The 24408-nt window shown below is 47.4% G+C and carries 29 protein-coding genes, 2 tRNA genes and 1 pseudogene; 15 read left to right on the forward strand and 17 right to left on the reverse strand.

Features of this window, described 5'->3' with window-relative positions:
* Window positions 1-17: 17 nt before the first annotated feature.
* The gene (locus HPY31_RS23320) at window positions 18-401 is read right to left on the reverse strand and encodes an ASCH domain-containing protein (RefSeq protein ID WP_172142662.1); all 384 of its coding nucleotides are present in this window, start codon (window positions 399-401) and stop codon (window positions 18-20) included.
* Window positions 379-1434 (reverse strand): GNAT family N-acetyltransferase family protein, encoded by a 1056-nt coding sequence (locus tag HPY31_RS23325; protein ID WP_172142663.1) that lies wholly within the window; start codon window positions 1432-1434, stop codon window positions 379-381. Before HPY31_RS23325 ends, HPY31_RS23320 begins: the two co-directional genes overlap by 23 nt.
* A 212-nt stretch (window positions 1435-1646) precedes the next feature.
* Here HPY31_RS23325 and HPY31_RS29325 point away from each other — a divergent pair.
* A pseudogene (locus HPY31_RS29325) lies at window positions 1647-1849 on the forward strand (tyrosine-type recombinase/integrase); the annotation flags it as partial.
* Between the two features lie 93 nt (window positions 1850-1942).
* Here the strand turns inward: HPY31_RS29325 and HPY31_RS23330 are convergent.
* The 3 genes from HPY31_RS23330 to HPY31_RS23340 all read right to left on the reverse strand — a co-directional run bounded on the left by HPY31_RS23330 (window position 1943) and on the right by HPY31_RS23340 (window position 3076).
* Window positions 1943-2018: transfer RNA gene (locus HPY31_RS23330), tRNA-Val, on the reverse strand.
* 25 nt (window positions 2019-2043) lie between these two features.
* Window positions 2044-2120 (reverse strand) — tRNA-Ile (locus tag HPY31_RS23335).
* 416 nt (window positions 2121-2536) lie between these two features.
* Window positions 2537-3076 carry a phosphatidylglycerophosphatase A family protein gene (locus tag HPY31_RS23340; protein ID WP_026134194.1) on the reverse strand — a complete coding sequence of 180 codons (540 nt, stop codon included), beginning with the start codon at window positions 3074-3076 and terminating at the stop codon, window positions 2537-2539.
* A gap of 177 nt (window positions 3077-3253) precedes the next feature.
* Here HPY31_RS23340 and HPY31_RS23345 point away from each other — a divergent pair, with 177 nt between their 5' ends.
* The gene (locus HPY31_RS23345; RefSeq protein ID WP_172142664.1) at window positions 3254-3958 is read left to right on the forward strand and encodes an alpha/beta hydrolase; all 705 of its coding nucleotides are present in this window, start codon (window positions 3254-3256) and stop codon (window positions 3956-3958) included.
* Between the two features lie 2 nt (window positions 3959-3960).
* On the opposite strand, the gene HPY31_RS23350 is transcribed toward HPY31_RS23345, so the two are convergent.
* Complete coding sequence (locus HPY31_RS23350; protein WP_015892263.1) at window positions 3961-4119, reverse strand: hypothetical protein; 159 nt, start codon at window positions 4117-4119, stop codon at window positions 3961-3963.
* A 145-nt stretch (window positions 4120-4264) separates the two neighbouring features.
* Here HPY31_RS23350 and HPY31_RS23355 point away from each other — a divergent pair, with 145 nt between their 5' ends.
* Complete coding sequence (locus tag HPY31_RS23355) at window positions 4265-4774, forward strand: YjcG family protein (protein WP_015892264.1); 510 nt, start codon at window positions 4265-4267, stop codon at window positions 4772-4774.
* 77 nt (window positions 4775-4851) lie between these two features.
* The gene (locus HPY31_RS23360; RefSeq protein WP_172142665.1) at window positions 4852-5307 is read left to right on the forward strand and encodes a GNAT family N-acetyltransferase; all 456 of its coding nucleotides are present in this window, start codon (window positions 4852-4854) and stop codon (window positions 5305-5307) included.
* Window positions 5308-5413: 106 nt separating this feature from the next.
* On the opposite strand, the gene HPY31_RS23365 is transcribed toward HPY31_RS23360, so the two are convergent.
* Window positions 5414-6313 carry an NAD(P)-dependent oxidoreductase gene (locus tag HPY31_RS23365; protein ID WP_172142666.1) on the reverse strand — a complete coding sequence of 300 codons (900 nt, stop codon included), beginning with the start codon at window positions 6311-6313 and terminating at the stop codon, window positions 5414-5416.
* 198 nt (window positions 6314-6511) lie between these two features.
* Between HPY31_RS23365 and HPY31_RS23370 the strand changes: the two genes are divergently transcribed.
* From HPY31_RS23370 to HPY31_RS23385, 4 genes are all read left to right on the forward strand, one after another.
* Window positions 6512-7027, forward strand: a complete 516-nt coding sequence (locus HPY31_RS23370) for a TetR/AcrR family transcriptional regulator (protein WP_172142667.1) — start codon at window positions 6512-6514, stop codon at window positions 7025-7027.
* A gap of 113 nt (window positions 7028-7140) precedes the next feature.
* Window positions 7141-7563, forward strand: coding sequence for a DUF3995 domain-containing protein (locus HPY31_RS23375; protein ID WP_016742471.1), 423 nt, complete (start codon window positions 7141-7143; stop codon window positions 7561-7563).
* 142 nt (window positions 7564-7705) lie between these two features.
* A complete protein-coding gene (locus HPY31_RS23380) occupies window positions 7706-8167 on the forward strand; it encodes a hypothetical protein (RefSeq protein WP_172142668.1) in 462 nt (153 codons plus the stop codon).
* 147 nt (window positions 8168-8314) lie between these two features.
* Window positions 8315-9103 carry a hypothetical protein gene (locus HPY31_RS23385; protein ID WP_172142669.1) on the forward strand — a complete coding sequence of 263 codons (789 nt, stop codon included), beginning with the start codon at window positions 8315-8317 and terminating at the stop codon, window positions 9101-9103.
* A gap of 188 nt (window positions 9104-9291) precedes the next feature.
* Here HPY31_RS23385 and HPY31_RS23390 read toward each other — a convergent pair whose 3' ends face one another.
* Window positions 9292-10137, reverse strand: a complete 846-nt coding sequence (locus HPY31_RS23390) for a PHP domain-containing protein (RefSeq protein WP_172142670.1) — start codon at window positions 10135-10137, stop codon at window positions 9292-9294.
* Window positions 10138-10244: 107 nt separating this feature from the next.
* Here HPY31_RS23390 and HPY31_RS23395 point away from each other — a divergent pair, with 107 nt between their 5' ends.
* Window positions 10245-10607, forward strand: coding sequence for a hypothetical protein (locus HPY31_RS23395; RefSeq protein WP_016742469.1), 363 nt, complete (start codon window positions 10245-10247; stop codon window positions 10605-10607).
* On the opposite strand, the gene HPY31_RS23400 is transcribed toward HPY31_RS23395, so the two are convergent.
* Both HPY31_RS23400 and HPY31_RS23405 read right to left on the reverse strand, forming a co-directional pair.
* Window positions 10577-11506 (reverse strand): MBL fold metallo-hydrolase, encoded by a 930-nt coding sequence (locus tag HPY31_RS23400; protein WP_172142671.1) that lies wholly within the window; start codon window positions 11504-11506, stop codon window positions 10577-10579. The genes HPY31_RS23395 and HPY31_RS23400 overlap by 31 nt on opposite strands.
* A 29-nt stretch (window positions 11507-11535) precedes the next feature.
* Window positions 11536-12237: a YitT family protein gene (locus tag HPY31_RS23405; protein WP_253901922.1), complete on the reverse strand. Its 702-nt coding sequence runs from the start codon at window positions 12235-12237 to the stop codon at window positions 11536-11538.
* A gap of 285 nt (window positions 12238-12522) precedes the next feature.
* Between HPY31_RS23405 and HPY31_RS23410 the strand changes: the two genes are divergently transcribed.
* The gene (locus HPY31_RS23410; RefSeq protein WP_172142672.1) at window positions 12523-13887 is read left to right on the forward strand and encodes a hemolysin family protein; all 1365 of its coding nucleotides are present in this window, start codon (window positions 12523-12525) and stop codon (window positions 13885-13887) included.
* A gap of 71 nt (window positions 13888-13958) precedes the next feature.
* Window positions 13959-16376, forward strand: a complete 2418-nt coding sequence (locus tag HPY31_RS23415; protein ID WP_172142673.1) for a UvrD-helicase domain-containing protein — start codon at window positions 13959-13961, stop codon at window positions 16374-16376.
* A gap of 151 nt (window positions 16377-16527) precedes the next feature.
* Here the strand turns inward: HPY31_RS23415 and fabI are convergent, their stop codons facing one another.
* From fabI to HPY31_RS23430, 3 genes are all read right to left on the reverse strand, one after another.
* Window positions 16528-17301 (reverse strand): enoyl-ACP reductase FabI, encoded by a 774-nt coding sequence (gene fabI / locus HPY31_RS23420; protein ID WP_016742464.1) that lies wholly within the window; start codon window positions 17299-17301, stop codon window positions 16528-16530.
* A gap of 93 nt (window positions 17302-17394) precedes the next feature.
* On the reverse strand, window positions 17395-17547 hold the full coding sequence (locus HPY31_RS23425) for a hypothetical protein (protein WP_172142674.1): 153 nt from the start codon (window positions 17545-17547) through the stop codon (window positions 17395-17397).
* Window positions 17548-17601: 54 nt separating this feature from the next.
* The gene (locus HPY31_RS23430) at window positions 17602-18327 is read right to left on the reverse strand and encodes a ZIP family metal transporter (protein ID WP_172142675.1); all 726 of its coding nucleotides are present in this window, start codon (window positions 18325-18327) and stop codon (window positions 17602-17604) included.
* Window positions 18328-18560: 233 nt separating this feature from the next.
* Between HPY31_RS23430 and HPY31_RS23435 the strand changes: the two genes are divergently transcribed.
* Together HPY31_RS23435 and HPY31_RS23440 are read left to right on the forward strand one after the other, a co-directional pair.
* The gene (locus tag HPY31_RS23435; RefSeq protein ID WP_172142676.1) at window positions 18561-19178 is read left to right on the forward strand and encodes a MerR family transcriptional regulator; all 618 of its coding nucleotides are present in this window, start codon (window positions 18561-18563) and stop codon (window positions 19176-19178) included.
* Between the two features lie 154 nt (window positions 19179-19332).
* Window positions 19333-20421 (forward strand): HD-GYP domain-containing protein, encoded by a 1089-nt coding sequence (locus tag HPY31_RS23440; protein ID WP_016742460.1) that lies wholly within the window; start codon window positions 19333-19335, stop codon window positions 20419-20421.
* A 41-nt stretch (window positions 20422-20462) separates the two neighbouring features.
* Here the strand turns inward: HPY31_RS23440 and HPY31_RS23445 are convergent, their stop codons facing one another.
* Window positions 20463-21143, reverse strand: coding sequence for a TerC family protein (locus HPY31_RS23445; RefSeq protein WP_172142677.1), 681 nt, complete (start codon window positions 21141-21143; stop codon window positions 20463-20465).
* A gap of 86 nt (window positions 21144-21229) precedes the next feature.
* Here HPY31_RS23445 and HPY31_RS23450 point away from each other — a divergent pair, with 86 nt between their 5' ends.
* Both HPY31_RS23450 and HPY31_RS23455 read left to right on the forward strand, forming a co-directional pair.
* Window positions 21230-21751, forward strand: coding sequence for a hypothetical protein (locus HPY31_RS23450; protein ID WP_015892281.1), 522 nt, complete (start codon window positions 21230-21232; stop codon window positions 21749-21751).
* 142 nt (window positions 21752-21893) lie between these two features.
* Window positions 21894-22373: a chemotaxis protein CheW gene (locus HPY31_RS23455; protein ID WP_016742458.1), complete on the forward strand. Its 480-nt coding sequence runs from the start codon at window positions 21894-21896 to the stop codon at window positions 22371-22373.
* A gap of 65 nt (window positions 22374-22438) precedes the next feature.
* On the opposite strand, the gene HPY31_RS23460 is transcribed toward HPY31_RS23455, so the two are convergent.
* The 3 genes from HPY31_RS23460 to HPY31_RS23470 form a co-directional block, all read right to left on the reverse strand.
* Entirely contained in the window at window positions 22439-23107 is a 669-nt protein-coding gene (locus HPY31_RS23460) for a hypothetical protein (RefSeq protein WP_172142678.1), read from the reverse strand.
* A gap of 49 nt (window positions 23108-23156) precedes the next feature.
* Window positions 23157-23753, reverse strand: a complete 597-nt coding sequence (gene thpR, locus HPY31_RS23465; protein ID WP_172142679.1) for an RNA 2',3'-cyclic phosphodiesterase — start codon at window positions 23751-23753, stop codon at window positions 23157-23159.
* A gap of 63 nt (window positions 23754-23816) precedes the next feature.
* Entirely contained in the window at window positions 23817-24299 is a 483-nt protein-coding gene (locus HPY31_RS23470; RefSeq protein ID WP_172142680.1) for a hypothetical protein, read from the reverse strand.
* Window positions 24300-24408: the final 109 nt, after the last annotated feature.

The raw sequence follows: 24408 nt of genomic DNA on the forward strand, positions 1-24408 counted from the left end.
AGCACCTTTTTGGGTGCCTAAACATATTCCTTATCTGTGTAACAAAATGATTGAGGAGGGACAAATGAGGCATCGACTAATTTGGGATCAATTGGCGTTTTGTACCTAATTACTTCGCCGATCTTGATTGCATACGCTTCTTCTTTGTTGTTAAAGTATTCTTTAAAGTATTCGTATGTTATACCTGCAAATTGAGAAGTTTGTTCCCAAATGTCTTCAAGATTGTCGCATAATACGTCCTCAACTCTGAATTCGCCTACAATCTTACCTTCGGGCATTGTTGAGTAAATCACTACCGTGTCAACTTCACGTTTAAAAATAGCTTTTCGAAACTCATACTTCTTCTCAAAACTAAAAATCTTTTCCACAAATTGAGGTTTAATAGATAACAATGCTTTCATATACATCACCTTTTTGTTGGATCAATTGAAACTCACTATCTGTGAGTTCCATAAAGCCCCAATATGATTTCTCATTCATACCGACCTCATTAATGAGTCTATCCCTCGTAAGTCGTTTCTTCAAAGCCATATTATACGTCATTTTTATTACATAGAGGTTATTCCAATCAGTAAAATAATTGATGAGTTCCTCATCACTGAAAATGCTATAGCTACTGCAGTATTTTAAGTAATCTTCGACTCCTTTAAAGTGCCTTCTGCTCTTCATTTCCTCAACAACACAAATTGAAGTCGCTACGGAACGATATCGAGCTCGATTCGGGATATCTGTCATTCGATAAATTACGATTTTGTCGCCTCTTTTTAAATTTGCAACACTTGGCATCTTGCAAACGTAAACTTTGTGAATGCTGTTTGTATGGGATACATCTTCAATAATGTCGAAACTCTCAGTGTTTAGAATAGAATCTGGAAATAATCTTGAATGGAATTCTGGTTGTATTGCCAGCAAATACTTCTTTCCTTCTCCTGAGTTCACCAGTGGATAATCTGCTAAGACATCACCTGAAATTTCACTCAATGTCTTTAATAGTACCAGTTCCTCCTTACCTTCAGCTCCTTTTAGTCCACATTCCTTGAACCCATATTTATTAAAAAGCTGAACTAGGGCATGATGCTTTGAAAAGACCGTAACATATAATTCATTAAGGTCTTTACTAACGGCATAATCAAGAGCTTTCTTAATAAACCGTTCACCCAACCTTGTACCGTGAGGATTTATTTTTAAAGTGCCTATCTTCACCCTAGTTTTATCACTCAAGGGCGGAGTAATATCTGTGACTGGACCGTTCTCTACTTTAAGATACAAAAAGGCTTCTAAATGGCCTTCATCATTTTCATACACATATGCTTGATCATCTGCCTTTTTAAAGAACCAGCTTTCAAATTCCGGGTAGTCAGATTTAAGTGAATCAAAGAATGGATCGTTTAAGTCAATGTCTCGAAATTTTTTAAGTTGGATAAAATCACTCATATTTATCTCCTCCTGTCTACTCACTCTTTCGACAAAAGGAAATAATACCCTGTTACTTTTTTACTAATTTCCCACATCCTCCATCGTGAAGCAGTCACCACGCTCCAAACCTTTAGCCTCTGTGGTCGCGGTTGTTATACGGAGACGGGTGCACCCTTCCTTTCTGTGGTAAAAAGAAAAGGCACCATTTAGGTGCTAATCGTATCTTGACTATTAGATTCCATGATTTGAGACATAATCAGCTACTTTGTTTATTAATAAAGGAGTCCATGCGAAAATTATTTCGGAGCGACTTGGACATGCAAATATCCTAACCACAATGAATGTTTATGGTCATGCTCTAAGATCCGCTGACAAAGAAGCAGCTAAACACTTTGACTCACTTTTTGAACCCAATGTAAAAAACAAAGTGTAGATAATCCGTCCCCAAATCAAAACTTATAATTTTTCAAGAGGGATATAAAATAAGAAAAACCCTTGATTACCAAGGGTTCTAAAGTTTGTTTTATGGTGATCCGGACTGGGTTCGAACCAGCGACCCCCACCCTGTCAAGATGGTGCTCTCCCAACTGAGCTACCGGATCATGGGATATGTGTGTGATCGTTTAATGGTGGGCCCTGTAGGACTCGAACCTACGACCAATCGGTTATGAGCCGACCGCTCTGACCAACTGAGCTAAGGGCCCGAATCGTATCGGACGTCGATCACATTTATTACTATACAGCATCGTAAAATGGATTTCAAGAGGAAATGAATAATTTCTTGTAAAAATTTTCACTCGTACCAAAAGAACACTAAGAAACCCAGTGAAATCAGGCTTGTTTTCCCCTTGTAAAAAGCCATTCCCCACCGCTGCTGCCCACCTCCCCCTACAAAACAGGGAGATCACCTACCTGATGGCATCACTTCTTACATGACTGCATCAAGCATATGATATGAGCTACACCAGTGGAGAATTGACTCTGCCAGACAAAAACGATCCAATAAAGCTAACAACAACAAACAAGATAATTAGGTAACGATTGTAGCAAACACCCTCATCCCAAACCTAACCTACCCCGCCTGCACCGTCACTTTCTCCTCGACACGCAGCTCGGCTTCCTATTGCTTCGACGCCTCGTTTCGTGCCAACTCGGCCTCCTGCTCATCTCTCATCCGATGGGCCATGCGGCTAGACGCATTGGCTGCCACACTCGCCACGAGGTCGTCCAAAAAGGTGTGAACACGTCCCTCTCCCGACTTGGTATCCAGCCTTTTAATCACCCCGACCTTGTGCTTATCCAAATGCCCAAAGGTGGTCACCGCGATACTTCCATATCCAAATACGGAGCCTAGCGCCAATGTTTCGTCGCATCCGAATAGTCCTTCATCTGACGCAATGATGGATTGGAGCGGCTCGGACAAGAGGCCTTTCTCTGCTAACGTATCCAACTCAACGCCAACCAGGATGGCGTGCTGCATTTCTCTTTTTTCCAAGACCGCTTTCACACTCTCAATGCACTGCGCCATTGTGAGATCTGGATGGTAAGGCGACTGCATGAGATAGACGATCTCTGCGATATCATCCAACGTCACTCCGCGTTCTGCCAAACGTGCGAGAGCAGCGTTTCTGACTTCGATGCTGTGTACTTGCTTCTTCATATAAGAGACAACCCCTTCCACAAATCGAGTGAAGTCGTTTCCTACCATAGTATCACACACCAGCCAAATTGCGACAATCTTTCGCCCAAAGCCGGACTCTACACCCAAACTATTGGGCATGCCCGCTCGCTCCTGTATAATAATGAACAAGAATATCCCAATAAGGAGGACAACGCAGTGGCCCTTGAGGAAATCATCTTGGAAAGCCGGCATTTGGGGACGCCGGAAAAGCTGATTGTCTACACACCCCAACGCTACTCGCCACTCTACTCGTATCCAGTCCTCTACGTACAGGATGGGGAAGATTACTTGGCGATGGGCAGAATGGCTTCTTTGCTGGATCAATTGAATGAGGACAAAGAATTTCCTGATATCATCGCTGTCTTTCTCCCTGTCGAGAAAAACAAAAGGAACGACCGTTATCATCCGGATGGCAAGGAGCACATGGCCTACCGACGCTTCCTCGCCGAAGAAGTCGTGAGCTATGTCGATACGCATTACTCCACACATCCTTTGGGAAACGCACGAACACTTCTTGGCGAATCTTTGGGCGGGGTTGTCTCTCTGTTCACTGCGCTTAACTATCCACATACGTTTGGACAAGTTGCCTGCCAGTCGATTGCCATGGACGCAAAGCTAAATCGTCTGGTAATGGACGCTGACTTTTCCGTACCACAAACCATTTATTTGGAAATCGGTACGGAGGAAACGGCAGTAAGCACGGGGCGTGGCACATTGAATCTTCTTGCGGCCAATGAGGAATTGCGCGAGATTTTGGGCACGAAAAAAGCCACCCTCATTTATGAAACGTTTGAGGGTGACCATACGTGGGGCCACTGGCAGCGCAATCTACCGCGTATGCTAAAGACGCTTTACGGGTAAACTTACCGTGGCTGTTCCTCTTGTGGACCTTCATCCTTGATCGTCGATACGAGAGCCTCTTCGAATTCTCCTTTTCGTATCGCAGTCAAGATCGTGAAGGTCAGCACAGACAGTAGAAGCAGGACGAGAAAAATGAATGTGATCATCATAGCCGTATGCATGCCATGCGGCACCTCCTTGCACTACACAGTCTTTCCTTTGGCGCAAGGAATATACGGACCCACGCTTAACATTACACAAATGAAGAATTTTCTGTTAAAATAATATCTTGTAGAGCATGATAGATAGTAAGGAGGAGTGGTTCTGATGATGTACAGTATCGTAATATTCCCATCTAGCAAGGTGCAAGAAGTAGCCAACTCTTACCGGAAACGTTATGACCCGGGCTATGCTTTGGTTCCTCCGTATATCCGTTTGAAGGAAGCCTTTGAGCTGGACGAAGCGAAGCTGCCTGAGCTGGTGAGCCATCTGGAGCAGGTTGCCTCCTCTACAGACAGTTTTTCGGCTCATTTCCATCGGGTATCTTCTTTCCACCCTACCACCAACGTGATCTATTTGGCTGTGCAAAACAAAGAACCATTTAACGAGCTGCATCAAAAGATTGCCAATCAGTGTGTGAATGAAAAAGAAACCTACGCATACGTACCGCATCTGACCATCGGGCGCGACCTGTCCGACGATGAGCTGCGTGATGTAACCGGTCAACTAAGCATGGCAAAAATTGATCTAAACAGCGAAATTGATCGCTTCCACTTAGTTTATCAGCTCGAGGATGGCATCTGGAGCGTTTACCAGACTTTCCTTCTGAAAAAATAAACACCCTTTCTACAAACACCAACCCTCCCTGCGTATCCATCGTAGGGAGGGATATTTTCTAACAAAGGACGAATACAATGAACCTGCAAACCTACCAGATCCAAAGAGTCACCACGGAACAAGAATTGGCGGATGCCCTGTCGGTACGCCGAATCGTTTTCATCGAGGAACAGGAAGTACCAGAAGAGTTGGAAATCGATGAGCATGACACCCTTGATGGCGGGACGATCCATTTTGTGGCCTACCGCGATGGAAAGCCAGTGGGCGCTAGCCGTATCCGCACCTACGCACCTGGAGTGGGAAAAATTGAACGGGTTGCGGTTGCCAAAACAGAACGCGGTACCGGGCTGGGCCGCCAAATCATGCTTGAGATGGAAGAGCTGGCTAAACAACACGGGTATGACAGCCTGAAGCTGAATGCACAGACACAAGCCCAACGGTTTTATGAAAAGCTCGGCTATGAACCTTTTGGCGACTTATTTGACGATGCAGGTATCGAGCATATTACGATGGTCAAATCCATTCATGAATAAGAGAAGTTGCGTGTAGCTCCATTCCCTCATTCAGAAAAACAACCTCGTTTTCGCCATGATCAGCATGCGAAACGAGGTTGTTTTTTATTGGCACCAGAGAAAAGAATTATTTCACCAGCGGTTTCCGGATGGCCTCAATCACGCGTTCAAAAGAGTCAGCACCGTAGCCCTCTTCTACTTTCTGTGTGGCCAACGCTAGCAATGGCATCAACCAATCAACAGGGACTCCCTGTTCCTTGCTGGCATGGATGATGTGTTCAAGTCCTAGTTTGTTCGTATTCAAATTGGACACATCGGTCGTGAAGTTTCCTTCATCACGTGCTCGTACGGCAACCGGATCTGTTAAGAGCGGGGCAATCAAGTGATTTACCCAGTTGGTTGCGTATGGAAGAAACTCTGTTCCTGTTATGTTAGCCGTACTTAATAGAGCATGTGCATGCATGGAGCCATACCAAGCCCCATACATCATGGTGAGCAGCGACAAATCATAGATCAACGGGACACCATAGTCTTCACCGAGATAGGCAGCGTTACCTCCCAACAGTTTCAATGTCGGTTCATATGCTTCAAATAGAGCCTTCGACCCACCGTAGAAGATGAGTGTCTCGGGCAGTCCAATCATTTGAGGGATAGCCATAATCGCTCCATCCAGATATTGCCCACCGTGCTCGCTTACCCACTTGGCTGTCTTGCGTGCATCCTCCGGTGTTCCGGTAGTGAGGTTGACGATGACACGCCCTGATAATTCATTTTCCAAGGGCGCAAGCAGCTCTTGCATGACCTTGTAGGTCGATAAGCAAACAACGACCAAGCTGCTTGCCGCGATTGCCTCTGCTGCACTACCTGCAAGCACTGCCCCCTTCTCGACCAGACCGTTGGCTCGATCTGCTGAACGGTTCCAGACAGTCGTTGGGTGACCGCCTTTTAGAAAAGCATCCGCGAGTGCTACTCCCATATTGCCAAGGCCAATAACAGTTACAGACGCAGGAATTGATGCTGAATTCATAGGTCGACACTCCATTCGTTTATTTTTCCAAGCGAGAAGATCCAGCACTTCATACAAGGTCTATCGCTCTTGATTGCGATTCTAAAGCTTTACACTAGTGTGAATGTCAATACAAAAATCAACTCTTCTTGACACTTCACACCCAGTGGAATAACATGGAACCAGAAACATACGATACCGTATCTTTTGAGGTGAACCATGCAATACGTACGTGAAGATTGGATTCGGGCGGGGCTCGATATGTTGGCAGAAGCAGGCATTGACGCTGTTCGTGTGGAGCCTCTCGCCAGAAAACTGAAGATCAGCAAGGGGAGCTTTTATCATCACTTTCCAGATCGTCAAGCACTGTTAGACTCCATGATCGATTATTGGGAGGAGCATGCGACCGAGCGGATCATTCGAGCGCCACACTCGGACAGCATGTCGTTGGAACAGCTTTTGTCGAGCGCTTTTAGTAGCGAGCGAAAAACCGAAGCCGCTATCTACAATTGGGCGAAACAGCATTCTGCCCTTTCCAAACGTCTCGTGGAAATCGAGCAGCGCAGGATCGGCTTCGTAGCCTCCCTGTATGAGAAAAAAGGGCTGGCTCCCGCTGATGCAAAGGCACGCGCTCAACTCGCGTACCTCCTCTATATTGGTTGGCTGGTTCGCCGAGAGCTGGAAACGCCTTTTGATATGTCCGCACCCTTGCAACATTTTATGACCTGGATTTGATTCCCACCTCCCCCTTTCTACCGGACAGATTGTCTCGTGTAAGGGTTTTTTACCCAAAACATACGGATACGTATCTTTTACAAAGACCTTACAAATCAATAGGAGGCATTTCCATGACGCATGTTTTTCCCATCTCATCTGCTATCTTCTTGGTCATCGTGTCCTTGCTGCATTTTTATTGGGCCTTCGGAGGAAAATGGGGGATCGATTCCGTCATTCCCACAACAGCCGATCATGCACGCCGGACTTTTTCCCCTGGGAAAGGCGGAACGATCATCGTTGCCTGCTTGTTGGCTTGTGCCGGTTACATTTTGCTCGCCCAGAGCGGCTATCTATCACCCGTACTCTCCCCTTCTTTGATTCAATGGGGATGCATGGTCTGTGCTGCTGTATTTGTCCTGCGCGCTGTGGGAGACTTCAACTACATTGGCTTTTTTAAAAAAGTAAAAAATACGAAGTTTGCCCGTCAAGATACGGCATTGTATACCCCTCTCTGCTTGTGGTTAGGGATATCCTTTCTGCTCGCATTGTTTTGAGCTCACAAAAAAACCTCTTCCCAATGTTCTGAGTTGTGGACTGAAAAATAAAGCATTTGACTGGCGACGGTGTTAAGCTAATTCAATAAGACATTGTTAGTTACTTATGTTATGGATACTATCGGATGGGGGTGGAGATGGGTTGGATAAAATCAAGCAAGCCCAAATAAATGGTTTTCTACAAGCTTTCGCCCTTTTAAATCTCCGTACAAATCATGGATATACATTTGAATGGATTGAACTGGAGTATCATGATGATATTCTTACTGCTTTTACAAATAGCTTTAATCTAGAGGGGGATAAAAACTTAGGTGAAGTGCGATTGATACCACTTGACGATTGGAAAACAAAATTAGCGAAAACTTGTGATGATTGGTTCTTTGAAATTGGGTATCCTTATCACCAATTTAATTCGTCCGTAAAGTTTGACCCAAAGCATTGCATACATGGTTTTATTACGTTATTATCAGATTTTTTTGAGGGGCACCTAACGGTATATAAAGTGGAATGTCAGCCTAATTTCTGGTATGAAGCTATTTGGGATGATTATATTTTTCATTCGAATAAGAGATTGTTTCTTTTACATTTTGGAGTTTCTGATTGACGGGACGAGTATAGCCTAGTTAGAAAACCGAAAGATATTCTATTATTTAAGCAGTTCTTTCGCCAATGATTATCCAATCTTAGTAAATCGGCCTTGTAGTGCGATCAAAGATTGGAGCATCGGATATTACGTACGGGAGGAAAAAATTTGAAATTACTGTTAAACACTTCGCCTTATCGATTGGAGCAAGGTTACGAATTAGGATTTGGTCCAAGCGTGTTTGATACAATGGCGGAGGTCATTCTGGCTTTTCGCGAACCGTGCCAGGATATTCTTTTCTCATATACGAACTGGGATAGAGAATTGGATCCGTATAGGGAGCATTTAATTAAAGATTCCGTGCACATTTTCCACGCAGATGTGATCTATGACCCTAATCAGGAGATAAGCCAAAAGGTGAAGAAAGTGCTGCTTCATCATTATGCACCTGAGAGTGATCCCATAGCTGATCAGGTCTTGATGGATCAGATGTTAACCCGTTTTAGAGAATCCCCATTAGATGAGTTGGATGAAGAACTTCTACGGAAGATTGGTACCGCCGTACACGAAATGCATTCGTTCTACACGCTGAAGGATCGTGATGAGGCAACGCAAACTTTTATAAATAACCGTTTGGTCGAAACCACCACTTCCACCTGGCTGTACCCTTTTGAACGCCCAGCCCATTTGGAAAGCCAATTATGGTATCGGGCTAACACGAAAGAAGAAATCCTACAGTCATTCGAGCTAACCCATTGGATGTTTGCCTGTGTGATCGTGAATCGGAATGCGCAGGTCGAAGATTACTGCTACTTACTTGACTATACCGAAGAACATGGGGATGAGCATGACGGCATGGTACTTTACATTTCTACTAAATGGCCCGAGTTTTTCAAAGATGCCGTTCTTCCAAAGTTGCAAGTCCTGTTGGGCGATAAGCTCGAAATCGTCAAATAGCACATTTATCGTTTCGCTACGTGTTCGATAACGGAACGAACATAGATAAAGTCTGTAGGCGTTAATCCATGGCGTTTACACATCTTATTGTGGAACTACACTGTCTTTACGGGATTTCACCTTTTTGTAAAAGCAAAGCCACAGACTAAGACTTTATTTTTCAAGTCATAGTCTGCGGCTTTTTAAATTTACACCTTCCGCTTCTCTGCAATCGCCCGTAGCTGTTCAACAGCACCCATCCCTGCGGTATGAGAGCCAAGCATCGCATGAAACGGCTCCTCTCCACGCCAGCCATGGAAATCAGATCCGCCGGTGATAACAATTCCGTATTGCGCTGCCCACTTGCTGTAGCGCATTTTTTGTACCTCATCGTTGTCCGGATGATTGACTTCAATCCCATCCAATCCGAATACAATCAACTCCTGGACCAGCTCATCATCGTCATACAGACCCGGATGAGCCAGCACCGCCACTCCGCCAGCCTCTTTGATCAGCGTGATCGCTTCCTGCGGGGTAATGCGTGGAGGATTGACATAAGCCGCTCCCCCTTTGCCCAAGTATTTATCGAAGGCCTCTGCGATCGTAGAAACGACACCCAGCTCCATCAGTTCTTCTGCAATATGCGGTCGCCCGATGTTTTTGTCCGTGCCCTGCTTGCGGCGGTATACCTTTTCCAAGGAAATGTCGATACCGAGCTCCTGCAGCCGTGCGATCAGCAATTGGTTACGCTCATGCCTCGTCTCTCGCAGACGAAAGAGACGCTCTTCAAAAGCTGGGTCTTCATACGGGACAAAATAGCCGAGAACGTGAATATCCTGCCCCTTCCCTACGGAGCTCACTTCCACTCCCGGAATGATTTCCACGCCGAGTGCACGGGCAGCTTCCATTGCTTCTGGAATCCCTGCTACCGTGTCGTGATCCGTGATCGCCAGTGCAGCAAGTCCCGCCTCCTTCGCCAAGCGTACATTTTCCGCCGGCTCGCAGGTACCGTCTGACGCTTTTGTATGAGTATGCAAATCTGCCATAAGTTCCATTCTCGTCCACTCCTTCTTTTCTTTATTCTACAAGTCTGAATTGGTATTGCCGCACATAGTATGAGACTAAGCTTCGATTCTCAATGGTTGAACCGAGGAGGATGTCCATGCGGTTAAAAAACAAGACCCTTACCGGTGTCGTTCAGCCACTCTCTTATGTTGACAAAATGCTGCGGCAGCAAGGCTTTCATCGTTCAGGCGGGGACAGTATGCCCACGTACGATGTCGTCATGTACGATTCCGCCAGCAGCAGCACGTATTTTTTGCGCATCCCTACGAACTACACCAGCACAACGACCGGAAAAGGGGAACTGAATGTCAAACTGGGTCATCCGTATTTGGAAGCAAAGTTCTATATGAACACCACATCCGAAGAAGTTTTTTTCATTCCCAAGGCCGTCCGCGAAGCTGCAGAGCATAAGCTGGCAGAAATCGCCGACTACCTTTCTGCTCCCTCGGCTCCATCCTGAACAGTTCTCCACAACCACCGATTTTGTTCAAACCGGTATGCTACCCTCTTTGTTTTCTGCAGCCCGACCAAGTAACCCATAAACGCCGTCCGAAACAGGACATAGCTCGAAGTATTTTCTATGGAAATGTGTAAACGCTCACACAGGAGAGCTAACGCTTCTTCTGCTGTTCTCTCCTCTACGAAAATGTCGCAGATCACCGAGAAAATCCGCTCATGCCAAGCAATATTTTTATCCACGGCATCATGAGAGGTGGTGGTATATGCTCCATGCCCAGGCAAGTACCCCTTGTAATTGGTTGCAAGCAGTTTATGAAGACTGAGTAGGGTCTCATGCGCATCCACAAGAAACGGCAGCTTGTGCTTTTCCAAAACCTCTTCGCCTAAATAACTGTCGGCAGCGAAGCATATCTCGTCACAAACGACGCCAACCTGTTGCCAGCTATGCCCCGGCAGAGAAAGGATAAAGAAAGGTACGCCACCAATTTCGATCCCTTCATCCATTGGAAGGAGGTGGTCCACCCGAGAAGGCTGCGCCAGCAAAAACTTGTTTTTGAGATCCTCAAGTGGGGCTGCACCCATGTTCAAGTAAATGGGCTCAAGTATCGGATTCCGAATGATCGCCTCTTCCAGAGGTGGCGCATAGACCCTTGCTTCGGGCCAGCATCCGAGCAAGTAGGCGTTGCCACCGAAATGGTCGGCATGAGCGTGCGTTTGAATAATGGCACACAAGGGCTGGGCGATAGCGTCCAGTCCTTTCTTGACTTTTTTGGCGTTTTGGGTGTCCAGACCAGAATCAATCAGGATCGCTCCATGCTCACCAATGACAAGTCCTATGTTAACATGACCGGGAAAATAACCAACACGCTCCGTTATCATTTGAAATGCTTGTCCAGACAAAACAGTCCCTCATTTCATCCTTTTCCTATTTATTTTCTCCAAAATATCGCCTTCCCCTTCCTATTCCTATATCTCGTGCTCGTGTTTACATAGAGCAGCGACAAGCGATCATCCATTTTACGTGAAAAAAGCGGGCCAATGATCGTATACGGTGGCAGAGGTCGTCCGAGTCCACTGAACATATGCGTGGTCGCCGCAACGGCAACGATTGTCAGTAACGAGAAAACCATCCTCTCCATCCCGATTGTCTGAATCGAGCAGAGTACAATCAGCCCATCAATGAGGAAAATCAGCAATGCAACGCGCAGCTTGTATCGTCTGGCAAGAAATTGCGCGAACAGGTCTGTCCCACCCGTATTTGTCTCGTAGGCAAGCATCAATCCGACACCCATTCCGATTAATACACCACCAGTAACCGCGGAAAAGGAAATTGACCACAGATTCCAGCCACGCATATCCGAGAGAATGTCTATAAAAAAAGCAGAAATCAGCATGCCGTGAAAGCTGTGAAAAAACAAGCTGCGATCATAAAAAAAGACGATGACATACACAGGGATACTGATCAAAATCATCATGAGACCGGTCGGCATCTGCATGTAATATGTCGCCAACAAACCGATCCCGATCATGCCCCCTTCCATTAGGCGATGCGGAACCAAAAACAGATTGACTCCAACGCCTAGAAGCACGCTTCCTGTGAGAATCGCTACACTTTTTTGCAGCCAGTACATGTCGCTCCCCTCCTTGAACCGTGCTCGTTTATGTTTATGATCGGAAAGAAGCAGGTATGTCCAAGCAATGCCTCAGAATGCGCCAGTTCAAATCGGAACGTTTTGACTGTTCGGTTGACCTATTGGTATACTTACGAGTAACAAGAAAACCTGTAGCTTGGCTCACGAAAAGCATATCCATTGCAGGTTTTAGATCGAATATTTATCCATTTTTGGTCGTACATGTAAAATACCATTATCGTATCGGAGGTGAATTCTCCCCCTTTCGCACTGCGGGAGGCGGAGGTGTGCTTGGAGAGTCCGATAGGGGAGATTACGCTGAATCTGCTGCTCGTGGTATTTTTGGTTCTACTGAACGGCTTCTTCGTCGCAGCAGAATTCTCGTTGGTAAAAGTTCGCCAAACTCGTCTGACCCAGCTCGTCAGTGAAGGCAATCACAAGAGTGCCCGCTACGCGCAAAAAGTCACACGAGAGCTCGACGCCTATCTATCCGCCTGCCAGCTAGGAATTACTCTGGCTTCGTTGGGGTTAGGCTGGGTCGGTGAACCTGCCGTCGCCCATTACGTCGCGCCTGTCATCGCATTTTTTCATTTCCCATCTTATTTGGTCGGTCCGATCTCACTTGCGATCGCCTTTGCTATCATCACATTTTTACATATCGTCTTCGGAGAGCTTGCGCCCAAGTCTTTGGCGATTCAAAAAGCGGAGGCCACTTCCCTATGGACTGCCGCACCGCTCATGTTTTTCTACAAGCTGAGCTATCCGCTCATCTGGCTTTTAAACGGAGCAGCCAATTTACTGATCAGACGCCTTGGAATCGAGCCTGCCACCGAAAACGAATCTGCTCATACAGAAGAAGAAATCCGCCTTCTCATGAACCAGAGTCATAAAAGTGGTCACATCGACCAGACTGAGATGGCACTGGTCGACAATGTCTTCGTGTTTTCCGAGCGTCTTGCCCGGGAAATTATGATCCCACGGATTGATATGATTTGTCTCTACGATGACAACACGTTTGACGAAAACCTCGAAATCATGAGAGAGTCTCGCCATTCGCGTTTTCCCGTCGCCCATGAGGATAAGGACAGGCTGATTGGCTTTGTGCACATCTCAGATTTTTACCTCTCTGCGCTAACGACAGGGAAAGCAGAGTTAACTGAATTTCTCCGCCCGTTATTGACGGTGCCGGAGTCCATGGAAATCAGCCACGTCTTGCGCTTGATGCAAAAGCGCCGTTCCCAGCTTGCCATCGTGATTGACGAATACGGCGGTACAGCAGGGTTGCTAACGATGGAGAACATTTTGGAGGAAATCGTCGGTGACATTCAGGATGAGTTCGATGAAAATGAGCGCCCTGAAATTGAAGAAAGCTCCAGCAACACGCTCTCGGTTTCCGGCAAAACTCTCTTGACAGAACTGAATGATTACATCTCGATTGAAGTCGTTTCCGACGAAGTCGATACCATTGCCGGATGGCTCTACAGCCAGTTGAATGAAGAAGTCGCGAAAGGCAAAACCGTCACATTCCAAGGCTATCTTTTTGCGATCAGCGAACTGGAAAACCATCGCATTACACGGGTGAGCATCACGTATTTGGGAACAGAAGATTCGTCCGCGCTTCCTGAGGACATCGTGTCGCTACACTCCTAATCGAAAAGAACAACCATAATGGCAAGTGTCCCCTGCCGACAGGGGGCACTTCTTGTTTCCGAGGTGTCCTGATGAACTACGCTTTACTAGACAACAAACCCATCCTGTTGCTACCTGAGAACTACAACTGCATACCGTTTTGGCGCATGGCTGCCCGGCAGGACAAGGTACGCTGTCCAGCCTGTGCATCGGCGCTTCGTCTTCATGCTGGCATCAGCTTTGAGCCGCATTTCTTCCATCCCGAAGGAGCAGAGTGCCCGCTTCTGACGGAAAATGGTCCTGCTCCACTTGATTCGCTGCAAGCGATAAATGAGACGGCTGCCACTGCCTTTCAGGCTGTCTTGGCTGCTACGGCTGCAAAGGATCACAACGGCGATAACACGAAAGAACCACTCGCTTTCTCATCTAAGGAGCATAGCGAGGCATCCATAGACGTAGACGAAGCAAATCCAACAACCATCGGCTCCTTTCGCCTTCCGAAAAAGAGAACAATTGGCGCGAGCACGACGTCTCCCCCGCCAGCTCCGAAGCCACCGGTTTTCCGCAAACGCTTGATGCCGAAGAAGACCATCTCTCACATGGCTGAGCAAATGCGCGATCAATCGCTGCACCCGGGACAACAGCAAGCGGTGCACGCTACCGAGGGGCCTTTTCTCATCCTCGCCGGAGCCGGAAGTGGCAAGACGCGCGTCATGACTGCACGCACGACTCACTTGATCTCAGATTTGGGCGTAAAGCCGAATCAAATCATGGTCGTGACCTTTACAACCAAAGCCGCCGATGAAATCCGTCAGCGCATTGCCCGGCAGCTACCCGCTGGACAAGCACGTGAGCTGATTGCCGGAACATTCCACAGCATCTTTTACCGAATGCTCCTGCATCACCAGCCAGAACGCTGGGATCAGCAGCGCCTTTTGAAAAAGGATTGGCAAAAATGGCGGTTGATGCGCGAGACTGGTGCACTGCTCGGTCATGAAGACCTTGCCACGTTAAAAGAAACAGAGATCACCGAGGCACTCGGCATCGTCAGCCGTTGGAAAAACGAATACATCCTCCCCCATGAGGTCGCGTATCGGGAAGCAACGAGCGATGCAGAAAAACGGGCGATCCAGCTCTATCCTCTCTACGAGGCCACGAAGAAAAAGCATCAATGGTTTGACTTTGACGACATGCTCATTGGCTGCTATGAAATGCTGCGCGATGATCCAGGACTCCTTCGCCGGTATCAGGAACGCCTCACCTATGTGATGGTTGATGAGTTTCAGGATATCAATCGCATTCAGTATGAGACGGTCAAGCTATTAGCCGCTCCGCAAAACAATTTATGTGTCATCGGGGATGATGACCAGTCCATTTACGGGTTTCGTGGTAGTGATCCGCAGTACATCCTGGGCTTCACCAAAGACTTTCCGCAGGCGTCGACGTTTACACTCGAGGTTAACTACCGTTCCCATTCCTCGATCGTCAGTCTTGGCTACTCGCTGATCGGTCACAACCGGGAGCGTTGGGCAAAGGAATGTCAGTCCTTTCATCGCGAGGAAGGCGACACGTATTTATTCGAGCCGGAAGACGAAGAAGAACAAGCTTCCCGGATCGTCGATGAAATTATCCATCGTCGCGAGCAGGGGGCCATTTTGGGTGAATGCGCAATCTTGTACCGCACCAATGAATCGGCACGCCCCATTTTGGAGCGCCTGAGCGAAGCCGGAATTCCTTTTCATTACACACAAGAAGAGGAATCCTTTTACCAACGCCAGACGGTTCGCTGGACGCTGAATTATTTGCGGCTCGCGTTAAACCCGGATGACACCGATGCGCTAAAAGAAATATTGTCGACCCTCTACATCTCAGCGGAAATGTGGAATGCCTTGCGCAGCCAAGCCATCATCGAGGACAAGCCGATTCTGCACGTTCTTCCGCATCTGACACAGCTCAAACCGTATCAGCGCAAGCACATGCAGCAAATCAATGAGATACTCACCGCGTGCAAGGATGTTCCACCTGCTCAGGCGTTAGAGCTTATCTATGAGGATGGCAAACTGCGCGATTATCTAAAAAAACGCGCGAAAGACCGGGAAGATGGCCGGGAACGTTGGAGCGATGAGCTACAGCAAATACTGGCAGCATCCAAGCGCCATGCGACGATCAGCGATTTTTTGGCTTATATCGATCAAATGACGCGACAAGAAAAAGAGTGGCGCACGATGCGACCACTCCCCGACGAAGCTGTTCATGTTTTAAGCATCCATCGAGCAAAAGGTCTCGAATACGACCACGTCTTCTTGCCCGATCTGGTAGAGGGTGCCCTTCCTCATGAGTACACATTGGATGAGCTGCGAAAAGGCGGCTCTGGTGCGCTTGAAGAAGAACGCCGTCTCTTATACGTCGCGATTACCCGGGCCCGTCACAGCTTGTGTATCGGTATCCCCCGGGAGCGATTCGGACGAAAGACCCGCACCTCCCGCTTCATCGCCGAGATGGGAAGGTAAGTACTGAAAGCCACCGCCCATATAAATCAAGAATTCTTCCATGTTCGTAATCAATGGAAACATAAAACAGGCCCCCTTTCACGCATTCATTTTGGGTATAGTATGCGAGAAAGCAGGGCCTGTTATTCTTTTTCGGGTAATTTGCTTCTGGTTAGCCGCCCATAATGCTGTAGCCAGCATCGACGTGCAGAATTTCACCCGTGATTCCTCGGGAGAGATTGCTGAACAAGAAGAGAGCCGTGTCGCCTACTTCCGATTGGTCAATCGTACGGCGCAATGGCGCTTTTTCTTCAATCTCCTTCAGCACAGAGTTGAAATTGCGGATTCCTTTTGCGGCAAGCGTACGGATTGGACCAGCAGAGATCGCATTGATACGAATGTTCTCTTTGCCCAGGTCGTTTGCCAAATAACGAACAGAAGCATCAAGCGCAGCTTTGGCTACACCCATCACGTTGTAGTTTTGAATCACGCGCTCACCGCCAAGGTAAGTCAACGTCACGATGCTTCCGCCCTCTGTCATCAACGGACGAGCAGCACGAGCAACTGCTACCAGGGAGAATGCGCTAATGTCCTGTGCCAATGCGTATCCTTCGCGGGAAGTGTTCACATACTCACCTTCGAGCTCTTCCGTTTTCGCAAACGCGATGCAATGTGCTAGTCCATGAATCACGCCCACTTTTTCTTTGATCACAGCAAAAGCCGCTTCGACATCCTCATCCTTCGTGACATCACAGTTTACCAACAGCGACTCTACTCCCAATTTTTCTGTGAGTGCCGCCACGTTTTCACGCAGACGCTCCCCTTGGTACGTAAAAATCAGATTCGCTCCAGCATTATGTAAGGATTGCGCAATTCCCCAGGCAATACTGCGGTGGTTCGCTACGCCCATGATGACGATGTTCTTTCCTTGCAGCAATGTATTCATTATGTATCTGCCCCTTTCCCAACTTATTCCCCTGCATTATAACCGATCTTGTCCATGGATACGAGTGAATAAACGAGAGAGGCAGTGTAAAATTTAATCGGTACTTCCGGCCTGGTCACCTAGCGTTGATAGAGTTTCAGAGGAAGCCCACGATTCCTGCAATGGATTCAACGATGTCCCCATGACCGGGAATTCAGTCAGTGACTGCAAATGATCGTCTGTTTGCATTTGTTCTTGATGGTTCATACTGTAAGTCCACACTCCCTTCCTTCAGACTAGACTGGCTAGGAATGGGCCCTTTTATGCATGCAAGTGGTTCGCGTGTAAAAAAGCAGACAAGATCAGATACACGGCCATCGCGCCAACAAAATAAACCCCATACTGTGCCTTTTTGGTTTGTCCGATATAAGGGACGAGATGGCTGGCGGATACATATAAAAAAATACCAGTCGTCATGGCCAGCATAATGCCAGACCAATTTGATGGAAACATTCGCTCAGCAAAACCAAAGCTGAGAGCTCCTGCAATCGTCGCAATCCCAAGAGACGTCGCGCCCCAAAATGCTTTCTTTCTCGAGTTGGTCGCTGCCAGCAAAAGAGAGGCTACAGTTACACCATCCGGGATTTTGTGCAGCAGCATCGCCACCAACACGGATACCCCAACTTCTGAATCCATCCGCAAGCTCGCGACTAAAGAGATACCTTCGACAAATGCATGTAATAAAAAACCCGTCATGACCCCAATCATTCCCGTGGAGCCAAACTCTCCATTCGACTTGCTAATTAATTCCAAAGCAAAAAGCGTAACAAAGCCAACGAGCACAAATGGCATCAACCACAAGCTCTTATCAGAAAAGACATGTGGCATCAAATCTAGAAGCGTAATCGCCAGCAGTAGCCCAGCCCCTGCACTGATCATCGCAAACAATGCCTCGGACGACCAAGCACGCAGACATAACAGCAGTCCCCCGATACTGCTCGCCAAGGCAGCAGTCAAAAGGACAATCCAGAAAACAGATTGCATCATCCGGTCCTCTCCTCACCCAACGAGCAAAAACATGCTTACTCCTTCCATATGTACGCGCCTGTCCCGGTCATTATGAGCAGCCTAGCAAATTTGACAAAATGCGACGACCTGTCCGAATCGGACGAAAGATCACTAGTTTTTAGAACCTTTGTCGATTCTCTCTTACCCGGAAAATTTTGGTGCTATAATGAGTCCACCGGGAATACCGAGAGGAAAAAAGGGAGTGATTCGGGATGGATGTACAAGTTTGGATGGCTTCAAAAGAGGTAGCTGATCGCCTTGATGTGCATGTTCGTACACTACGTAACTGGCTGGACTTGTTCGTACCTGCTCAGGAACGTCTAAAAAATCCGCAGGGTCACTATTTGATCAGCGAAGCAGGCTTTGAACTGCTCAAGGAAGTGAAAGAAAGAAAAGATAACGGTAACAGCTCGTTAAAAGATATTCAGCGCCAACTGATAGAAGAAGGTCGCCTGTCCGAGGAAATGCTCATGGCAGAAGAACTCGTGGGTGCGGAAGAAACCGCCGTTACGCTAAGCGCCACAAACAAGCTGGGTACGGGCATGCGAGAAGTGGAAATGACAGTCCACGAGACACTCGTCCAATTTCAGCAAGAGCTCACTCAACTCTCCTCCATGAATCATATGCAGTCGACCATTCTGCAAAAGATTGCGGACATAGAAGAAATGCAAGAGTCCCTCCGCTTGGAAATGCGTCGTGTTACTTTTGAACTGGATCTTATGCAACAACGCTTGACTCGTCGTAAGGAGCGCTATGCCCGCTATGAGCCTCGCTGGTCACTCAATCCATTCCGCTGGTTTACACGTTCAAATCGCGCAGCCGAGCAATAATCGTGTTTTTAAATACGGAAAAAAATGACAATTAAGAGAAGTACCTCGACAGCGCTAGTCTCCCCATGTTCTACTGTGATAAAATGGTACTACATGAACTGCCAGAAAATCAGGACTATTTACATTCCACCAAAAAAGGACTGGGGCTTTCGTTGTGAGAAAATTGCATATTACTTCGGTAAAGCCGGGCGATGTCATCGCCAAGAGCATTTTCCAAGAAAATGGGAACGTTCTGTTGGGGATCGGGGTACAACTAACTCCCCGTTACATAGAACGCCTTGTTCAATTGGGAATTGATACCCTGTACATTCAAGACAAGCACACAGAAGATATCATGCCGGAAGATGTAATCCGCGATGAGACGCGTAAAGAAGCCGTGGATGCCGTGTACAAAACGATGACCACCCTCATGGACCAGCCGCAGATCAAGCGCCGTACGTCCGCACCTGATTTCGGAAGCAGTTTTCAAAAGGTCTTTCGAGAAATCTTCCAAGACTTGAGCAGTCGCAAAGACATCTTAGTCAACCTGTCCAGTCTTCACGTGCTGGATGGTTATCTTTTTCACCACGCTGTCAATGTCGCCGTTTTGTCTGGTGTGGTAGGGATGGCCAAAGGCTACAACCAGCAGCAGATGATGGAATTGGGAATTGGTGCGCTTTTGTTCGACATCGGCATGACGCAGGTTCCTAAGGAGCTCTGGACCATGCCTACAGAATTAAGCGCAGAAGAACGCCAACGTGTCCAATACCATACCGAAGAAGGCTTCAATATTTTGCGGAATCAACATAATATCTCGGTCGTCTCCGCACACTGTGCGCTCCAGCATCACGAGAGATACAATGGAACAGGATATCCCCGTCAGCTCAGTGAGAATAACATTCATGAGTATGCAAGAATCGTGGCAATCGCCGATGTTTACGATGCCTTAGTTTCCCCGCGTCCATTTCGGAAAAGCTACTCGCCGAGTGATGCTACCGAGTACTTGTTCGCTACAGGAAACACCTATTTCGACCTTGACCTGCTCAAACTATTCTTGCAGCACGTCGCTATTTATCCAATTGCTTCTACTGTATTGCTGAGTACAGGACATACCGGGGTCGTTTCCAAAGTAAATCCATTGGCTGTGAATCGACCTACAATCCGTATTCTGACCAATGAAGATGGCTCTGAAGTAGCCAGCACCTATGAAATCGATCTCTACGATAAAGAATGGATGAGCGTGACGATCGTCAAAACCTTATAGGCCCACGACAAAGCTGAGATTCCTTATTCATCTCAGTTTTTTCATGCGTGGGTCCGTGTCGTTTTCGTACGTTGCAAATATCCCCCTATTACTACGAGAGCGACCAACCCAATTTTGATCGCATATTCGAGCCAACTCCTCCCTGCGATCCACTCACGCATCGTATTTTCCATGAGAATCATATTCGCCGCTGTGACTGCCAGGACACCTGAACCAACATAAACAAGCCATAAAAAGCGCTCCATTGCCCTTAAAATGAGCTGGCTACCAAAAACCATGAGAGGCACACTGATCAAGAGGCCTAGCACGATAAGAACGATGTCTCCTTGCGCTGCCCCTGCAATAGCGAGTACATTGTCCAGTCCCATCATCACATCCGCCACAACAATCGTCTTGACCGCTTGAACCAAGTCTTCACTCGAGTTGATTGCTTCCTCTCGGTCATCCTCGCGCAACAGGTTGTAGCTGATCCATAGCAAAATAATTCCTCCAATCAGGTACAAATACGGGATTTTCAGCAAATAAACAGCAAGAATCGTAGCAATCACGCGTACGATGATAGCAAGAAACGTCCCCCACAAAATGGCTTGTTTTCGTTGTTCGACAGGGAGCTTCCGGCATGCGATGGCAATGACCACGGCATTATCTCCACTTAATACGAGGTTGATGGTAATGATGAGTAGCAGCGACGAAAAAAAAGCAGATTCAAACAAAGGATGCACCCTCCCTAAACTTTTTGAGCCCTACTCGCCACCCTTGTACGGTGCCCCTGATTTTTTGTATGATGGTAACGAGGAGGGTTGTCGAAATGTCGAAACAATTCGTTATAGAAGCGATCATGTTGGCTATCTACGGGGAGTTGATGGTCCCATCGCAACCAGTAGAATATCTGATACCCGCGTCGACAATCTATGAATTGGACGAATTTATCCAGAGTCCTGAACCTATCATGCCCTACTCTGCTGATGATCAGTATGTCCGGCGGATTATGAAAGAAATGAGCCAATTTTTTGCCGATCCATTCAACCGCAAACGAATGGAAAAAGGACTGATAGCCCCATGGTCCAAGGTTCCCTTTTCTTTTCCGAACGGCGTGACCCTGACGGTCGTAAAAGTAGAGGACAACGCCATGTGGGGGGAAATATTTGATCCCGTAGAGACACAGCTATTGTTGACGGCCATGAAATTTGAGGCCCCACTTCTCACAGACCAGCCTGATTATCAGGATCGAATATTGGAATATATCGTGCCTGTTCAATTTTACGATGTTGATGATTTTGATTTTGCGCTCGAGCAAGGAATTTCATTGAACGACCTTCGTGAACCATAATCAAGAGAACAGACCGACGAGCCTGACGCTGGTCGGTCTGTTCTACGTCTTTGCCTGAGACAAAAAAACGTCCTGAGTAGGTTTGCCCATGGTACAATATGGGTAAAGACATGGAAAGCGGTTCGGGGAGGAATCATGTACGATGGAAATGACAAAAAGAAGCAATGGTTCGGATTGGGAAGCAGAAGCAGCTATTGACCAACAAATTTTGTTTAAAATGGGGAATGAATATTACGGCCTGTCGATTTCGCTGGTACGTGAGATCATCAAGCCGCTGCCCATTACACGTTTTCCAAAATCTCCACTTTATGTCGAGGGAGTCATTGATCTGCGTGGACGGATCTTACCGATCATCAACTTGCGGAAAATGTTTGATTTGGAACCTATGGAAGAAACGGATGACACTCGTTTTGTTGACTTGCAGCTGGATGGGTTGAACATCGGAATTATCGTGGATGCGGTCTCTGAGGTCATGAATATTCCGCAGAGCTTGATCGAGCCTGCACCACCCATTATCGCTGGTGTAGAGGGCAAATATTTGCAAGGCATTGCCCGAATGAATGACAAGCTGATCATGCTGCTTGATGTGGATGAAATTTTTGGACAGTGGAAAAAGAAGTAACGAACAGTATAAAGCCCAGTGCGAAGAAGATGCACTGGGCTTTTGCTCTCTTTATTCGTTGTTTCCTACTCCCTGCCTCCGCTTGCTAAATACGCGAAGTTCACCCACACCATCTCTTCGATTCCCAAAATTTCTTTGAACAGGTCAACCGAGTCGTACAACAGTGAAGCCCCTGTGTCGTCATCGACGTTCGTCAACAACTGCAAATCAAAAAGGGAACGCAACTGCTGAATCTGCTTCGGACCCACGATCCGACTAAATGACTGCGGCTTGATACGTGTGATCCCTTTACCTACCTCGCGCCGATACAACTCCGAACGCACTACCCTCTCCAGTATGTCTTCATACTTTTGCCGAACGTCCTCGCTGTCTACAATTCCTTCCTGCAGGTCAATCTCTGGATAAAGCCTGCCGAACTCGGCTTCCGCCATTTCCACATCGAGCGAGTAGCTGATTGTCGCTGACGCAACCTCGAAGCCTGCATCGAACAAGCGAAAGCCCCAGCCGTTGTCCTCAGCGTCATGAAACCAGAGGAGGGGAACGAATTGCTTGGACAGTCTCAGCAAAAAATCAAGCGTCGTGGAGGTTTCCAGCCACTCATCCTGCAGGAAAAATGCATTCCAGTCGCTGTTGACGTTTCTGTGGAAGTGTGGCTGCTCTGACTTGGATAAGGCTATCAGTACTTTCGGTTCGTATTTGCGTGGATAAAGAATGCCGGTCGTGAACTCACCCATCCGTTTTCCACCGCTTTCTGGAAGGCTTCCCTGATCCTTTCTTCTTAGTCTATTCAGGCAACGCTTGTTTTTTGCTGTGATCTTTATCAAACGTGCTCGTGTGGATAATCGTATGTACCGCACCCTTCGGCAACAGCTCGGAACGATACAAATGGAAATGCCGCGCCTTCCATTGTGGGGGCTCCTGCGCTAAATAGCGTTCATTCCAATCCAGGAGGGCAAGCTCATTCCCACTGTGATGCGGACCTCGCGCCAGCGTAATATGTGGCCGATACTGCTTCCGATCATAGGACAAGCCTTCGTGCAATTCGAACCGTCTGCCCAACAACAAATGGAGCTGCTTGAGAGGGGAAAGTTGACCGCGCAGTCCCAGCCAGAGCACACGTGGATGCAGGGCATTCGGAAAAACCCCAAAGCTGCCGACACGCAGGGTCATTGGCTGGATGATCGCGCTGACAATGTCCATGTCCTCGCAGATAGCGGGTACGAGTGACTCATCCACTTCACCAAGAAAATGCAGAGTCAAATGCAAATTAGTGAGAGACTGCCACCTGTCTGCCGTCACATCTTGCTTCAACCGTTTTTGAACATCGGCAATATAAGCGGCAGCCTCAGCTGGAATATCCAATGCGATGAATAAGCGCATTTCTGTCCTCCTTCGAAAAAAATAGCCCTCCTGTGACGGAGAGCCATTCTCTTTCATGCCGCGTTAGGCAGCCATCATCTTTCCGGTTACGATTCCCAAAATACTCCTGACATATTCGGCAAGACGGTTCGTTCCAGGCTGGTAGGTAAAGCGTAGGGTCAGCTCACTATGCCCCACATGGCCAGCGGGAGGGATATTCCAGAAGTACTCTCCTTCCCCGTATAAAAACTCTTCAATGCGCTGCTTCTTCCCTTCGATATCGATTTTCGGATCATGCGTTAAGGAGAACTTCATCATGACAGAAAACGAATCTGTCCAAACGTGATCGCGCTTATGTAATTTCCCATGGATAACAACTAAACCGGCTTCTCCCCACAGATTGTACTCGAGCAATGCTTGAAACTGCGGATGCACCTGCAGCTCCAACGCAGGAAGCCCTCCTTCGATCGTAAGTGCATGACGTTGTGCCAGTTGCTCAATCTCCCCTTGAAAACGGTGGGCGCATTCAGAAACAGCTTGGAACAAATTGGGTTCAACAGCGTACATCGTCGTCACCTCTCCCCAATGGAATGTCTGTCTTACCTAATTCGGATTCCCGCTTGTCGTATCCTTTGTTGAAAAATGACTTATTTACCCATATTTCATCGAAGACAAA

Source organism: Brevibacillus sp. HB1.3 (assembly GCF_013186635.1).
Lineage (GTDB): Bacteria > Bacillota > Bacilli > Brevibacillales > Brevibacillaceae > Brevibacillus > Brevibacillus brevis_D.

Bases quoted from the DNA above. Each gene is read 5' to 3' on its own strand.
- HPY31_RS23320 (WP_172142662.1), bottom strand. From the start codon at position 401: ATGAAAGCATTGTTATCTATTAAACCTCAATTTGTGGAAAAGATTTTT.
- HPY31_RS23325 (WP_172142663.1), bottom strand. From the start codon at position 1,434: ATGAGTGATTTTATCCAACTTAAAAAATTTCGAGACATTGACTTAAAC.
- HPY31_RS23340 (WP_026134194.1), bottom strand. From the start codon at position 3,076: ATGAAGAAGCAAGTACACAGCATCGAAGTCAGAAACGCTGCTCTCGCA.
- HPY31_RS23350 (WP_015892263.1), bottom strand. From the start codon at position 4,119: ATGCATACGGCTATGATGATCACATTCATTTTTCTCGTCCTGCTTCTA.
- HPY31_RS23355 (WP_015892264.1), top strand. From the start codon at position 4,265: ATGATGTACAGTATCGTAATATTCCCATCTAGCAAGGTGCAAGAAGTA.
- HPY31_RS23360 (WP_172142665.1), top strand. From the start codon at position 4,852: ATGAACCTGCAAACCTACCAGATCCAAAGAGTCACCACGGAACAAGAA.
- HPY31_RS23365 (WP_172142666.1), bottom strand. From the start codon at position 6,313: ATGAATTCAGCATCAATTCCTGCGTCTGTAACTGTTATTGGCCTTGGC.
- HPY31_RS23370 (WP_172142667.1), top strand. From the start codon at position 6,512: ATGCAATACGTACGTGAAGATTGGATTCGGGCGGGGCTCGATATGTTG.
- HPY31_RS23375 (WP_016742471.1), top strand. From the start codon at position 7,141: ATGACGCATGTTTTTCCCATCTCATCTGCTATCTTCTTGGTCATCGTG.
- HPY31_RS23390 (WP_172142670.1), bottom strand. From the start codon at position 10,137: ATGGAACTTATGGCAGATTTGCATACTCATACAAAAGCGTCAGACGGT.
- HPY31_RS23395 (WP_016742469.1), top strand. From the start codon at position 10,245: ATGCGGTTAAAAAACAAGACCCTTACCGGTGTCGTTCAGCCACTCTCT.
- HPY31_RS23405 (WP_253901922.1), bottom strand. From the start codon at position 12,237: ATGTACTGGCTGCAAAAAAGTGTAGCGATTCTCACAGGAAGCGTGCTT.
- HPY31_RS23415 (WP_172142673.1), top strand. From the start codon at position 13,959: ATGAACTACGCTTTACTAGACAACAAACCCATCCTGTTGCTACCTGAG.
- fabI (WP_016742464.1), bottom strand. From the start codon at position 17,301: ATGAATACATTGCTGCAAGGAAAGAACATCGTCATCATGGGCGTAGCG.
- HPY31_RS23425 (WP_172142674.1), bottom strand. From the start codon at position 17,547: ATGAACCATCAAGAACAAATGCAAACAGACGATCATTTGCAGTCACTG.
- HPY31_RS23430 (WP_172142675.1), bottom strand. From the start codon at position 18,327: ATGATGCAATCTGTTTTCTGGATTGTCCTTTTGACTGCTGCCTTGGCG.
- HPY31_RS23435 (WP_172142676.1), top strand. From the start codon at position 18,561: ATGGATGTACAAGTTTGGATGGCTTCAAAAGAGGTAGCTGATCGCCTT.
- HPY31_RS23450 (WP_015892281.1), top strand. From the start codon at position 21,230: ATGTCGAAACAATTCGTTATAGAAGCGATCATGTTGGCTATCTACGGG.
- HPY31_RS23455 (WP_016742458.1), top strand. From the start codon at position 21,894: ATGGAAATGACAAAAAGAAGCAATGGTTCGGATTGGGAAGCAGAAGCA.
- HPY31_RS23460 (WP_172142678.1), bottom strand. From the start codon at position 23,107: ATGGGTGAGTTCACGACCGGCATTCTTTATCCACGCAAATACGAACCG.
- thpR (WP_172142679.1), bottom strand. From the start codon at position 23,753: ATGCGCTTATTCATCGCATTGGATATTCCAGCTGAGGCTGCCGCTTAT.
- HPY31_RS23470 (WP_172142680.1), bottom strand. From the start codon at position 24,299: ATGTACGCTGTTGAACCCAATTTGTTCCAAGCTGTTTCTGAATGCGCC.